The sequence below is a fragment of the Pseudomonas sp. UBA2684 genome (assembly GCA_002354655.1).
Lineage (GTDB): Bacteria > Pseudomonadota > Gammaproteobacteria > Pseudomonadales > Pseudomonadaceae > Aquipseudomonas.
In genome coordinates, this window is sequence record DELY01000016.1 from 63,475 (window position 1) to 76,381 (window position 12,907).

Genomic DNA, 12,907 nt, shown 5'->3' on the forward strand with positions numbered 1-12,907 from the left:
TACACTCCACGCTGCCCGACTTCGAAGAGAACCGTAATGAGCAAGCTTGCCGATAAAGTCCTACAGGAACTGCTCCAGGCCATCGACAACGATGAGTTGGTACTGCCCACCCTGCCGGAAGTTGCCCTGAAAGTGCGCGAAGCCGCGGAAGACCCGGACATCGGCATCCCGCAGATCAGCAAGGTGATCGGCAACGATGCCGCACTGACCGCGCGGATCATCAAGGTGGTGAACAGCCCGTTGCTGCGCACCAATAAGGAAATCACCGACCTGCAGATGGCCGTCAGTCGCCTGGGCATCAACTACACCTGCAACCTGGCCACCGGCCTGGCGATGGAGCAGATGTTCCAGGCCACCTCCGATGTCGTCGACCGGAAAATGCGCGAAGTGTGGAACAAAAGCACGGAAATAGCCGGCATTTGCCACGTACTGTGCAAACACTACACCCGCCTGATGCCGGACCAGGCGACCCTGGCCGGTCTGGTTCACCAACTGGGCGTACTGCCGATCCTGACCTACGCCGAGGATCACAGCGAGCTGTTGGCCGACTCGATCAGCCTCAACCATGTGATCGAAAAAATTCACCCGATCATCGGCGACAAGATCCTGCGCACCTGGGATTTCCCCGAGCTGATTGCCATGGTGCCCAGCCAATACCTGGACTTCACCCGCAACAGCGCCAAGGTCGATTACGTCGATATCGTCCAGGTCGCCACCCTGCAAAGCTACCTGGGCAGCGAACACCCTTACACCCAGCTGGACTGGAGCCAGATCCCGGCATTCGCCAAGCTCGGCCTCGACCCGAGTGTCGACATGCAGGCCGATGAAGACCTCTCCGCCGCCATGGACGCGGCCATGAGCATGCTGCAGTAACCCCGCGAGCGCATGCGGCTATCTGCCACTAATGGCCTGTACGGTTAGTTGGTTAACTCAAGTTCGACTGGCCGAGGTTCTGCGACAGGGCCGCGGACGCCGAAATGGCTAATTGAACTAACCACACAGGCCACTAGACTGAGGTTCAGCTCGGTTTAGGGAAATACCGCATGCGCGCCCTCCTTCTGCTGTTCAGCTTACTGTTTACCAACCTCGCCGTAGCCGACGAACTGCGCCTGACCAATGGCGAGTGGCCGCCCTACCTCGGCGCGCAACTGCCGCACCAGGGCGTCGCGTCACGCATCGTCGCCGAGGCCTTTGCCCTCGAAGGCATTGCGGTGAGCTGGGAATTCCACCCCTGGGCACGTTCGCTGCAACTGGCAGAAAAGGGCCAGCGCGCGGGCAGCGCCGTGTGGCTGCACAGCACCGAACGCGAACAGCAGTTTTTCATCAGCGACCCGGTCATCGAGAGCGGCTATTACCTGTTCCACCGCAAAGGCGAGGATTTCGACTGGCACAGCGTGGACGACCTCCACGACCTGCGCATCGCCGGTACGCGGGGCTACGACTATGGCGCGGCCTTTCAGCAGGCCGAGGCCGCGGGAGCACTGCAGGTACGCCGCATCACTAGCGACGAGCTGGGCTTTCGCCAACTGCTGGCGGGGCGTATCGACGTGTTTCCGATGGATAAAGTGGTCGGCTTCGACATGTTGCATCAGCACTTCAGCGCGGCCGAACGCGCCCAGCTGAGCTTTCACCCCAAACCGCTGCGCAGCGACAGCCTGCACCTGCTGCTATCGCGCGAAGTAGCCGGCAATGCCGAGCTGATCGACCGGTTCAACCGGGGCCTGCGGCAACTGCGCGCCAGCGGCAAGGTCGCGCAGTACCTGCTCGACGTGCAACAGCCCCTCAGCCTCGCCCCCTGATCAGGCACCCTCGCCAGGAAACGCCACGCGCACCAGCAACCCCTGCGGCAACGCCTGGTGCAGGCTGATCGAGGCCTGATGCGCCCGGCAAATCTCGCCGACGATGGCCAGCCCCAAGCCGGCGCCCGAGCCGTGCGCACTGCGCCGGTAGAACCGCTCGAAAACCCTCTCGCGCTCCTCGGCGGGAATCCCTGGGCCGTCGTCCTGTACTTCCAGCACGCCCGGCGCCAGCACCCGCAGGATCACATTGCCGCCCACCGGGGTATGCGCCAGCGCGTTATCGACCAGGTTGCATAACAGTTCATTGAGCAATGTCGGCTCACCCTGCAGCCACACCGGCTGCTCGGCTTCCAGCGCCAGGGCGACGCCCCGCGCATGGGCCAAGGGCGCCAGCGCCAGGCCCAGTTCGCGCGCCAGCTGGCTGAGATCGAGACGCTGCGCACCGCCTTCGGCGATGGCCCGCGCACCGCTTTCAATGCGCGCCAGCGAGAGCAACTGGTTGGCCAGATGGGTCAGCCGATCGGTGTTCTGCGCCGCGTCTTCCAGGGTGCTGCGCCAGGCGACCGGCTCCTGCGCGCGCAAACCCAACTCGACCCGCGCCTTGAGTGCCGCCAACGGCGTGCGCAGTTCATGGGCGGCATCGGCGATGAATTGCGACTGCCGCTCGAACAGCCCGCGCAAGCGGTCGTTGAACTGATTCAGGGCATTCACCAACGGGCGCAACTCGCGCGGCAGTTCTGCATCCGGCAACGGCCGCAGATCGTCGCTGGCGCGCTCGGCGACGGTGCGCCGTAAGCTTTCCAGCGGCCGCAACGCCGCGCTTACCGCCAGCCACACCAGCAGCAGCGCGCTGAACGACAGCAAGCCCATGCGCCACAGGGTGCCGAACAGCAGCTCGCGGGCCATCCGCTCGCGTGCGCCCTGGGTTTCCGCCACGCGGATTTCAGCGATGCCATTGAGCTGCGGCTCGCTGACCGGCTGCAACAGGCTGACCACGCGCACGCCCTGGTTGCGGTATTCGGCATCGTAGAAATGTGCCAGCGCCGGGTAATCGTTGGTACGCCGAGTGCCACGCGGCGCGGCGGGTAAATCTTCATAACCGGAGACCAGCGCGCCGCTCAAATCCAGCACCTGGTAATAGATGCGCCCGGCACTGTCGTAAGCGAAGGTATCGAGCGCCACATAGGGCACGTTGGCGTTGAGCTTGCCTTCGGCGGTGTACAGGCCGTCGGCGATCGCCCGCGCGGAGGCCAGCAAAGTGCGGTCATACGCGGTATCGGCGGCGCGCCGGGCACTCCAGTACGCACTCAAGCTGCTGACCAGCAGAATCAGCGTGAGCAACAGCGCCAAGCGGCGCAGTAAACGCCCGCGCAAACTGCCCGGATCAGTCACCGACGGCCTCCAACAAATAACCCAGGCCACGGAAGGTGACGATACGCACCGCGCAGCCTTCGAGCTTCTTGCGCAACCGGTGAATGTAGATTTCGATGGCGTCGCTGCTGGCTTCCTCGTCCAGCCCGAACACCTGGGCCGCCAGCTGTTCCTTGCTCATCACCCGCCCCGGACGGGCAATCATCGCCTCCAGCACCGCCTGCTCGCGCGAGGTCAGGCTGAGGCTCTCGTCGCGCACACTGAAGCGCCGGGTGCCCAGGTCGTAGACCAGCTCGCCGCAGCGCTGCTGCTGTTCGCCACCGAGTACGCTACGGCGCAGCAACGCCTTGACCCGCGCCTCCAACTCGCTCAGTTCGAACGGTTTGGCCAGGTAATCGTCGGCGCCCAGATTGAGCCCGTGCACGCGATCCTTGACCTCGCCGCGCGCGGTCAGCATCAGCACCGGCAAGGTCTTGCCGCGCTCGCGCAGCCGCGCCAGCACCTCGAAACCGTTCATCCGTGGCAGGCCGATATCGAGAATCGCCAGGGCGTATTCCTCGCTGCTCAGGGCCAGGTCGGCGGCGACGCCATCGTGCAGCACATCTACGGTCCAACCGGCGCTTTTCAGGGCCTGGGCCACACTTGCCGCCAGTTGCGGATGATCTTCAACCAGCAGAATTCGCACCGCCACCTCCACCAAAAACCGAGTCGAACAGCCGCTGTCGGCGGCCTCGCCGGCGCTGAGTTTACAGGCGCACGACGCTCTGTGAATTGCCCAAATGCCCACGCAAAAACTTTCGCCGCTGAAAGCTTGGCGAAAGCTTGACCGCCTAGCATCGCGTCAGGGTGGCTCGATCCACCCGCCAGAACGGTTCGCGCAGTGGTGCGCCGCCGTGACAAAAACAACAATGGAGACCACAGGATGCTGACTGCATCGTATCGGGCGCTGTCGCCTGTTCACCTGCTTAGCCTAGCCGTTAGCACGGCGCTACTCGCACCCACCGCCCACGCCGCGTTCATCGACGACAGTTCGGCGAGCCTGTCGACCAGCAATATCTACCTGAACCGCGACTTCCGCGAAAACGCCGGGCAGAACAAGCGTGAAGAGTGGGGCCAAGGCTTCCTCCTCGATCTGCAATCGGGCTACACCGACGGCACCGTTGGTTTTGGCCTCGATGCCCTGGGCATGCTCGGGATCAAGCTGGATTCCGGCGGCGGCCGCACCGGCACCGACCTGCTGCCGGTGCAGGACGATGGCGGCACGCCGGACCAGTTCGGCCGCCTGGGCCTGACCGCCAAGGTCAAGGTCTCCGCCACCGAGTTACGTTACGGCTCGCACATTCCCGAACTCCCCGTGGTCAAGGCCAGCGACAGCCGCCTGCTGCCGCAAGTATTCGAAGGCGGCCTGCTGACCTCCAGCGAACTCGACGGCCTGACCTTTACCGGCGGACGCCTGGACAAGGTGATCGACCGCGCGTCGAGCAACTCCGAAGACCTGGTGCTGAACAGCAAGAACCGCCGCTTCACGGCCGGCGTCAGCGCCGATCATCTGGACCTACTGGGTCTCGATTACAGCTTCAACAAGCAGTTGAAGGGCCGCTACTACTTCGCCGAACTGGACGACATCTACCGCCAGCACTTCTTCGGCCTGCTCGCCAGCCAGCCCCTGGGCGCCGGCACCTTGTCCGCCGACCTGCGCCTGTCACTGAGCAGCGACAGCGGCGCGGCGAATGCCGGCAAGATCGATAACCGCGCGCTGAACGGCATGTTCAGTTACGCCCTCAGTGGTCACAAAGTCGGCCTGGGCTACCAGGACATGAGCGGCGACACCGGCTTCGCCTACATTGATGGCAGCGACCCGTTCCTGGTCAACTTCGTGCAGATCAACGACTTCGCCAACGCCGACGAGCGTTCCTGGCAAGCGCGCTACGACTTCGACTTCAGCCAGGTCGGCGTCCCTGGCCTGAGTTTCATGACCCGCTACATCACAGGTAGCGACGCGCAAATCGCTGGCAGCAGCGACACCGGCGGCGAGTGGGAACGTGATATCGAACTCAAATACGTGGTGCAAAGCGGCGCCTTAAAAGATGTCTACGTGCGCCTGCGCAATGCCAGCTTCCGTTCCGACTTCGCCCGCGATGCGGACGAGAACCGCGTCATCGTCGGCTACACACTGCCGATCTGGTAACCCACAATAATCGGGTGTCAACAAACTGCTGCGCTCGGCCATGCCGCGTTGAAATCAGCCTCAAAATGCTCATGTACTATTCGTACACTCCGCTTTTTCGGCCAATTTCGCCTTGCCTGACCTTCGCTCGCTACGTTTGTAAACACCCTCTAGCACCAAGAGGAACAGCCCATGCACACTGTCTTTACTCGCGTCGCCCTGGCCACTGTCTGCCTGGCCTTTGCCGGCCAACTGCTGGCCGCCGAACCGAAACGCCCGGAATGCATTGCCCCGGCCAAACCCGGCGGCGGTTTCGACTTGACCTGCAAGCTGGCGCAAATCGGCTTGAAAGATGAAGGCCTGCTGAAAGCGCCGATGCGCGTCACCTACATGCCCGGCGGCGTCGGGGCGGTGGCGTACAACGCCGTGGTCGCCCAACGCGCCAAGGACCCCGGCACCATCACCGCGTTCTCCAGCGGCTCGTTGCTCAACCTGGCGCAAGGCAAGTTCGGCCGCTACGACGAAACCGCCGTGCGCTGGCTGGCCGGCGTCGGCACCGATTACGGCGCCATCACCGTGCGCGCCGACTCGCCGTATCAGAACCTCGATGACCTGGTGCAAGCGCTGAAAAAAGACCCGTCCAGCATCGTCTTCGGCGCTGGCGCGACCATTGGCGGCCAGGACTGGATGCAGACCGCGCTGATCGCCCGCCTTGCCGGGATCGACCCGAAAAACCTGCGCTACGTGGCCTTCGAAGGCGGCGGCGAAACCCTCACCGCGATGCTCGGCGGGCATGTTCAGGTCACCTCCAGCGGCCTCGGCGAAGTCACCCCGCAGCTGGCGGCGAAGAAGGTGCGCATCCTCGCGGTGCTCTCCGAAGAACGCCTGCCAGGCAAGCTGGCTGACCTGCCCACCGCCAAGGAACAGGGCTACGACATCGTCTGGCCGGTGATCCGTGGCTTCTACATGGGTCCGGAAGTCAGCGACGAGCAGTTCAACTGGTGGAAGCAGCAGTTCGACACCCTGCTCGCCAGCGAGGACTTCGCCAAACTGCGCGAACAGCGCGACCTGCTGCCGCTGGCGATGACCGGCGACGAACTGCAAGCCTACGTGTTCAAACAGGTCGAAGAGTACAAAACGCTGGCTGGCGAATTCGGCCTGATGCAGTAACGCCATGCCGCTTTTGTAGGGTGGGTTAGGCGCATGACCACAGGCTAATTGCCGACACCGAGTCAGTTGCGCCGTAACCCACCAGATGGGGCAGACCGGCCAGCGCTTGGTGGGTTACGCGGCGCGCCTGCTCTGCGCCGCTAACCCAGCCTACAAAGCCGCGCCTACAACGCGTAGTGGGACATAGCCAATTCTTTCCCTTCGAGGAATTCATCATGTACGTCCGCCTGTTCTCCGCGATCTGGCTGCTTTTCTGCGCCTGGCTCGCCATCCTTGCCTGGGGCTTCCAGGCGCCCTTCGCCTATGACCCGGTTGGCCCGCGCGCCTACCCGCTGCTGCTGCTCGGCCTGATGGCCGCCGGCTCCTTGTGGCTGCTGTACAAGCCCGGCATTGGGGGGCAGCAGCTGCACATGCCCAGCGCCTTGCGCTCGACACTCTGCGTGTTGGCGCTGCTGACCTACGCCCTGCTGTTCGAACCGCTGGGGTTTGTCATCAGTACCGCCCTGGCGGCCTTCGCCCTCGGCGTGTTGTTCACCGGCCGGCTCGTGCCCTGCGCCATCAGCGGTGTGCTGATGGGCGTGTTGCTCTATGGCTTGTTCGATTACCTGCTGGACGTGCCGCTGCCGCTGGGCCTGTTCGAAGCGTTCGTGGAGAGCTGAAATGGAAACTCTGAATTTTTTGGCGCAAGGCTTTGACGTCGCCACCCGCCCGATCAACCTGCTGGTCGCCACCTTCGGCGCCTTCGTCGGCACCATCGTCGGCCTGCTGCCGGGCCTGGGCCCGATCAACGGCGTGGCCATTCTCCTGCCGCTGGCCTTTGCCCTGGGCCTACCGCCAGAAACCGCACTGATCCTGCTGGCGGCGGTGTACCTCGGGTGCGAATACGGCGGCCGCATCTCGGCGATTCTGCTCAACGTGCCAGGCGATGCCGCAGCCATCATGACCACCCTCGACGGCTACCCGCTGGCGCGCCAGGGTAAAGCCGGGATCGCCCTGTCGCTGTCGGCTGTCAGCTCGTTTATCGGCAGCATGATCGCCACCTGCGGCGTGGTGCTGTTCGCGCCATTGCTGGCGAAATGGGCGGTGGCCTTTGGCCCGGCGGAATACTTCGTGCTGATGGTGTTCGCCATCGCCTGCCTCGGCGGCATGGTCGGCGACAAACCGGTGAAAACCCTGATGGCCGCCCTGATCGGCCTGGCCCTGGCCACCGTTGGCGTGGATTCCACCACCGGCGTGTACCGCTTCACCTTCGACAGCGTCAGCCTGTCCGACGGCATCCAGTTTGTCATCGTGGTGATTGGCTTCTTCAGCGTCAGTGAAGTGCTGCTGATGCTGGAAAAAACCCACAGCGGGCAAAAAGCGGTGAAAGCCAGCGGCCGCGTGTTGTTCAACTTCCAGGAGTTCTGCTTCACCTTCTGGACCACTATCCGCAGCTCGGTCGTCGGTTTCGTCATCGGCACCCTGCCAGGTGCGGGGGCGACCATCGCCAGCGCCATGACCTACATGAGCGAAAAGCGCATGGCCGGCGCCAAAGGCAAGTTCGGTGAAGGCGACCTGCGCGGCCTGGCCGCTCCGGAAGCAGCCAACAATGCCTCGGCCTGCGGCTCGCTGATCCCCATGCTGACCCTCGGCGTACCGGGCTCCGGCACCACCGCGGTGATGATCGGCGCCCTCACCCTGTACAACATCACCCCCGGCCCGCTGTTGTTCGAACAGCAACCGGACGTGGTCTGGGGCCTGATCGCCTCGCTGTTTATCGGCAACGTCATCCTGCTGGTGATGAACATCCCGCTGGTCGGCTTGTTCGCCCGCATGCTCAGCGTACCCAACTGGGTGCTGGTGCCGGCAATCACCATCGTCAGCATGGTCGGCGTGTATGCGGTGCACAGCACCACCTTCGACCTGGTGCTGATGATCGGCCTCGGTGTGTTCGGCTACATCCTGCGCAAGCTGGATTTCCCGCTGTCGGCACTGATTCTCGGCTTCGTCCTCGGCGAGTTGATGGAAGACAACCTGCGCCGCGCGCTGTCGATTTCCGCTGGCGACATCGGCATCCTCTGGGCCAGCCCGATCAGCCTGTGCCTGTGGGCGCTGGTGGTGCTCATGCTGGCACTGCCCGGCATCCGCTGGTGGCGTGCACGCGGCAAGGTACAACTGGCCGATGCCTAAGCCGTTGTCGCGTCTGGCCCACTGGCGACGCTGGTGGGCCACGCCGTTGATCGGCTTGGTCGGCGGTTACCTGGCCAGCCTGATCGGCTGGCCGTTGCCGTGGATCATCGGCTCGCTGCTGGCGGTGATCGCCGCGCGTTGCAGCGGCTGGCTGGTCAGCGAAGTGCCGGGGGGGCGGCAAACCGGGCAATGGATCGTATCCAGTGCGATTGGCCTGCACTTCACCAGCGAGGTGATGGGTGAGCTGAGCAGTCACTTCGGGGTCATCCTCGCCGGTGCTTTCGCCACCCTGCTGTTGAGCCTGATCGGCATTGCCGTGCTGCTGCGCGGCGGAACCGACCGTGCCACCGCGTTCTTTTCCAGCATGCCAGGCGGCGCCAGCGAGATGGTCAATCTGGCGCAACGGCATAACGCCCAGGCCGCGCGCGTGGCCGCGGCGCACAGCCTGCGACTGTTACTGGTGGTGCTGGCGATTCCTGCGCTGTTTACCTGGAGCCTACCGCCCATCGAGCCGCCTTCACCGGCACCGGTGAGCTGGCCCTGGCTGGCGCTTCTGCTGCCGGCTGGTGCGCTGTTGGCGGTGCTCTGGGGCAAACTCAAACAACCCAACCCGTGGATGCTCGGACCGCTCACGGTGTGCGCCGTGGCCAGCGTGACCTTCGACCTGCACCTGGGTTTGCCGGATGGCCTCGGCCAAGCCGGCCAGTGGCTGATTGGCTGCGCCCTGGGCTGCCACTTCGACCGGGCGTTTTTCCGCAGCGCGCCGGGCTTTCTCGCCCGCGTGCTGCTGTTCACCCTGCTCGCCATGGGCTGCGCCGCGCTGCTGGCCAAGGGCCTCGGTTGGCTGGCCGCAGAGGACCAGACCTCGCTGATGCTGGGCATGATGCCCGGCGGCATCACCGAACTGTGCCTGACCGCCGAAGCCTTGCAGCTCTCGGTCGCGCTGGTCACCGCCCTGCAAGTGCTGCGGCTGTTTCTGGTGATGTTTCTCGCCGAACCGCTGTTCCGCCTCTGGCAACGCACGTAGCGGCTTAAGCCGAGGCTGGGCGTCAGCCGCCACGCCTGTTACGGCCACTTTTAGCCCGCCTTGCGCGGGCTCTTTTTTAGCGGATATTTCAATCCCGCCGCAACGCCCAGGCGCTGGCGTACTCTCTGCCATTCACCTGCCGAGGCACCACCGATGACCCGCCCCTACCTGAAAGGCCTGCTGCTGGTGCTTGTCGCCAGCCTGCTGCTCAGCGCTTGCAGCCGCATTGGTCTGGCCTATCGCAACCTCGATTGGCTGGTGCCCTGGCGCCTCAACGATTACCTGAACCTGAACAGCGAGCAACAAGCCTGGCTCAAGCCACGCATCCAAAGCCACCTGACCTGGCATTGCAGCCGCGAACTGCCGCTCACCCTCGACTGGCTGCAACGCACCCAGGATCTGCTCGCCCAGCCGCAACCCAGCAGCCACCAACTGGCCGCCCAATTCGCCGAGTTCGACGTTGCGCTCAAGCGCATCGCCATCGAAATCACGCCCACCGCCAGCGAACTGCTGCAAAACCTTGAGCCGCAGCAGGTCGCCGAGCTGTATACCGCCCTCGACGAAGACAACCTGGAAGACCGCCAAGACTTTCTCGAACCGCCGCTGGCCACTCAGATCAGCGAACGCGCCGAGCGCATGGCCGAACGCCTGCGCCCCTGGCTCGGGCGATTGAGCCCGGCGCAACAGGCGCGCATCGCCCAGTGGTCGACTGACCTGGGCGAGCAAAACCGCCTGTGGCTGGACAATCGCCTACGTTGGCAAGTGGCGTTTCGGGCGGCGCTGGACGCGCGCGGCAGCGCGGACTTCCCCGCCAGCCTGACGCGCTTGCTGCAACAACGCGAAGCCTTCTACAGCGCCGAATACCGCGCGGCCTATCCACACGCCCGACAAGCCCTGGCCGAGTTGTTCAGCGACCTGCTGAGCAGCGCCGACAGCAGCCAGCGCGAACGCCTGAGCCATCGCCTGCGCGACCTGCGCCGCGACCTCAGCGAACAGCGTTGCGCGGCCGAAGCGGTCTAAAGCGCCGGCAAGGCCCAGTCGATTGGCGGCAAGGCGTGCTGCGCCAAGAACTTGTTGGTGCGGCTGAAGTGGCCATTACCAATAAAACCGCGGTGCGCCGACAGCGGTGACGGGTGCGGCGAGCGCAGAATCAGGTGCTTGGTTGGGTCAATCAGGCGCTCCTTGCTCTGCGCATGGCTGCCCCACAGCAGGAACACCAGACGCGGCTGATGCTGACTGACCACCTCGATCACCTTGTCGGTAAAGGTCTGCCAGCCGATCTTGGCATGGGAGCCGGCGATGCCATGCTCCACCGTCAATGAGGTGTTAAGCAGCAGCACGCCCTGCTCCGCCCAATGCTGCAGGTTGCCGTGGCCGGGAATGTCGATATTCAGGTCGCGTTTGAGCTCTTTATAGATATTCACCAGTGACGGCGGGGTTTTCACCCCAGGCTGCACCGAGAAACACAGACCATGGGCCTGACCCGGGCCGTGGTAAGGGTCCTGGCCGATCACCACCACCTTGACCTGAGCCAACGGGGTGGAATTGAGCGCATTGAAAATCAGCGAACCGGGCGGATAAATCTGCTTACCTGCGGCCTTCTCGCTGCGCAAGAAATCCCCCAGCTCACGCATATAGGGCTTCTCGAACTCTGCATGCAGAGCAGCCTTCCAGCCGGCTTCGAGTTTGACGTTATCTGCGGCGCTCATGCCTGAATCCTGCATATCTCAACGGAAGCGGCACGCTAAGGAAGGTGCCGGGGCAAGTCAAGGCGAGCGGTTACATACACGGCCAGCGCCAGGCGTTACGTGGGGCTATTGTATTTGCCGCAAAGGATGGCATGAGACGCGGGGGTTCCGATTTGCGGCTAGCGACCCATTGCAATCGGTGGTAACGGCAACAGCCCACCAAAAGCAGACGTGACAGGCCAGGTGCGTAGGCGCTGCGGCCGTTGGCGGTGGTGCTAGGTTATGCTGGCGGCTAGACCCGCACGCTAAAGGAGAAGGGCTATGAGTGATGATGCCAAGGAAAATCCGGTTGTAACTGTCGGGCACATCGCGGCAAAAGCTGCTCTGGGTATAGTTCCTGGTGGTGGCTTTTTATCTGCAGGCTACGAGATGCTGCACCTGCTGTCTAAGGAAGTTGCTGAGCAGATTGAGCGTCGCAACGAAAAGCGTTATCAAGAGTTCATAAGTTCACTTTTTGAAGGTGACGTCGACCCTGCTGTTACGGAAGGGCTGACAGTTAATGACTATCAAGCGCTATTGGCTGCGTGCCTTACTGATATTGAGAGCGAAAAATCCAAGGTGTATGGCGCTGCAGCCCGTGCAATTGGAAGAAAAGAAATTCCTGAAAACTATAAACGGTTCTTCATTCTAAGCATAAGCCAACTATCTCTTGATCAGTTGAACCTTATCAGGCGAGCTTATATAGCAAATACCTTTTCGTTGAAACCACCCCAGGGGGCGGGAAGTGTTCGTCAACAAGACATTCTGCGGGTTTTAGGTGGTGTAGCTGCGATCAACTACAACTCCTTGGAGTCGCATGGAGTGGTCTCCGAAAGCCTGCTCACTGAGTTCGGCTCAATGATTGTCAGAGCTTGTTTCGACGAATCTAATCTAACGCCGCAATCAATTTCAGCAAAAGAGTGGCGCCAGGAGCGCTTGGAGATTGTTTTTTGTGGTGATTCTATTGGAGCTGTTAACAGTCTCACTGATGCAGCCTGGGAACACTCATTCCGAAGTGTCAACTTTTCAATCAGCATCTTGGATCGACCGAGAATGTATGTGCCCTATCACTCTTTATTTTTGGTGATCGCTGAAGATGCGACTGGCATAGATGCGTATAAGGCTGAAATTGGTACATTAGTAAAGAATCGTAGAGTAATCGTTCTCGACTACGGGGATAACGCTGAGTTGGCATCAGAGCTTTTCCCGAACCATAAGAGGATAGGGGTTAAGAGCCTCGATGGGATGTTAGTGATGGACGTGGCGTTCGAAGCCTTGCTTGAGAATGAGCAATCAGGTGCTTAACGCATATGTGCCAATATCCCGCAGGATATACTCATCGTGTGAAGTTGGACCCCAGTCGAAAGCCCGCCCACTACGTCGGGCTTTTTCTTTGAGGTGTGATATTTTTCCTGCTCAATCACTCGGCAGGAGCAGTACATGACAATCACTGTAAAAAGGTTAGTAGGGCATGAAA

The 12,907-nt window shown here is 62.4% G+C and carries 12 protein-coding genes; 9 read left to right on the forward strand and 3 right to left on the reverse strand.

Features of this window, described 5'->3' with window-relative positions; all coding sequences use genetic code 11:
• Positions 1-36: 36 nt before the first annotated feature.
• Both B3M58_RS07195 and B3M58_RS07200 read left to right on the forward strand, forming a co-directional pair.
• On the forward strand, positions 37-873 hold the full coding sequence (locus tag B3M58_RS07195; protein WP_296217943.1) for an HDOD domain-containing protein: 837 nt from the start codon (positions 37-39) through the stop codon (positions 871-873).
• A 170-nt stretch (positions 874-1,043) separates the two neighbouring features.
• A complete protein-coding gene (locus B3M58_RS07200) occupies positions 1,044-1,799 on the forward strand; it encodes a substrate-binding periplasmic protein (protein WP_296217945.1) in 756 nt (251 codons plus the stop codon).
• Here the strand turns inward: B3M58_RS07200 and B3M58_RS07205 are convergent, their stop codons facing one another.
• Both B3M58_RS07205 and B3M58_RS07210 read right to left on the reverse strand, forming a co-directional pair.
• Positions 1,800-3,191: a sensor histidine kinase gene (locus B3M58_RS07205; protein WP_296217947.1), complete on the reverse strand. Its 1,392-nt coding sequence runs from the start codon at positions 3,189-3,191 to the stop codon at positions 1,800-1,802.
• Positions 3,184-3,855 carry a response regulator gene (locus B3M58_RS07210; protein WP_296217948.1) on the reverse strand — a complete coding sequence of 224 codons (672 nt, stop codon included), beginning with the start codon at positions 3,853-3,855 and terminating at the stop codon, positions 3,184-3,186. Before B3M58_RS07210 ends, B3M58_RS07205 begins: the two co-directional genes overlap by 8 nt.
• Positions 3,856-4,092: 237 nt before the next feature.
• Between B3M58_RS07210 and B3M58_RS07215 the strand changes: the two genes are divergently transcribed.
• The 6 genes from B3M58_RS07215 (at position 4,093) to B3M58_RS07240 (ending at position 10,723) form a co-directional block, all read left to right on the forward strand.
• A complete protein-coding gene (locus B3M58_RS07215; protein WP_296217949.1) occupies positions 4,093-5,358 on the forward strand; it encodes an OprD family porin in 1,266 nt (421 codons plus the stop codon).
• A gap of 171 nt (positions 5,359-5,529) precedes the next feature.
• Entirely contained in the window at positions 5,530-6,507 is a 978-nt protein-coding gene (locus tag B3M58_RS07220; RefSeq protein ID WP_296217951.1) for a Bug family tripartite tricarboxylate transporter substrate binding protein, read from the forward strand.
• Between the two features lie 215 nt (positions 6,508-6,722).
• Entirely contained in the window at positions 6,723-7,166 is a 444-nt protein-coding gene (locus B3M58_RS07225; protein ID WP_296217952.1) for a tripartite tricarboxylate transporter TctB family protein, read from the forward strand.
• A gap of 1 nt (position 7,167) precedes the next feature.
• On the forward strand, positions 7,168-8,676 hold the full coding sequence (locus tag B3M58_RS07230) for a tripartite tricarboxylate transporter permease (protein ID WP_296217953.1): 1,509 nt from the start codon (positions 7,168-7,170) through the stop codon (positions 8,674-8,676).
• On the forward strand, positions 8,669-9,703 hold the full coding sequence (locus tag B3M58_RS07235; protein WP_296217955.1) for an AbrB family transcriptional regulator: 1,035 nt from the start codon (positions 8,669-8,671) through the stop codon (positions 9,701-9,703). Before B3M58_RS07230 ends, B3M58_RS07235 begins: the two co-directional genes overlap by 8 nt.
• A 153-nt stretch (positions 9,704-9,856) precedes the next feature.
• Positions 9,857-10,723, forward strand: a complete 867-nt coding sequence (locus tag B3M58_RS07240) for a DUF6279 family lipoprotein (RefSeq protein WP_296217956.1) — start codon at positions 9,857-9,859, stop codon at positions 10,721-10,723.
• On the opposite strand, the gene ung is transcribed toward B3M58_RS07240, so the two are convergent.
• On the reverse strand, positions 10,720-11,412 hold the full coding sequence (gene ung / locus B3M58_RS07245) for a uracil-DNA glycosylase (RefSeq protein WP_296217957.1): 693 nt from the start codon (positions 11,410-11,412) through the stop codon (positions 10,720-10,722). The genes B3M58_RS07240 and ung overlap by 4 nt on opposite strands.
• Positions 11,413-11,712: 300 nt before the next feature.
• Between ung and B3M58_RS07250 the strand changes: the two genes are divergently transcribed.
• On the forward strand, positions 11,713-12,735 hold the full coding sequence (locus B3M58_RS07250; RefSeq protein ID WP_296217959.1) for a hypothetical protein: 1,023 nt from the start codon (positions 11,713-11,715) through the stop codon (positions 12,733-12,735).
• Positions 12,736-12,907 lie beyond the last annotated feature (172 nt).

Bases quoted from the DNA above. Each gene is read 5' to 3' on its own strand.
- B3M58_RS07250 (WP_296217959.1), top strand. From the start codon at position 11,713: ATGAGTGATGATGCCAAGGAAAATCCGGTTGTAACTGTCGGGCACATC.
- B3M58_RS07200 (WP_296217945.1), top strand. From the start codon at position 1,044: ATGCGCGCCCTCCTTCTGCTGTTCAGCTTACTGTTTACCAACCTCGCC.
- ung (WP_296217957.1), bottom strand. From the start codon at position 11,412: ATGAGCGCCGCAGATAACGTCAAACTCGAAGCCGGCTGGAAGGCTGCT.
- B3M58_RS07225 (WP_296217952.1), top strand. From the start codon at position 6,723: ATGTACGTCCGCCTGTTCTCCGCGATCTGGCTGCTTTTCTGCGCCTGG.
- B3M58_RS07235 (WP_296217955.1), top strand. From the start codon at position 8,669: ATGCCTAAGCCGTTGTCGCGTCTGGCCCACTGGCGACGCTGGTGGGCC.
- B3M58_RS07195 (WP_296217943.1), top strand. From the start codon at position 37: ATGAGCAAGCTTGCCGATAAAGTCCTACAGGAACTGCTCCAGGCCATC.
- B3M58_RS07215 (WP_296217949.1), top strand. From the start codon at position 4,093: ATGCTGACTGCATCGTATCGGGCGCTGTCGCCTGTTCACCTGCTTAGC.
- B3M58_RS07220 (WP_296217951.1), top strand. From the start codon at position 5,530: ATGCACACTGTCTTTACTCGCGTCGCCCTGGCCACTGTCTGCCTGGCC.
- B3M58_RS07240 (WP_296217956.1), top strand. From the start codon at position 9,857: ATGACCCGCCCCTACCTGAAAGGCCTGCTGCTGGTGCTTGTCGCCAGC.
- B3M58_RS07230 (WP_296217953.1), top strand. From the start codon at position 7,168: ATGGAAACTCTGAATTTTTTGGCGCAAGGCTTTGACGTCGCCACCCGC.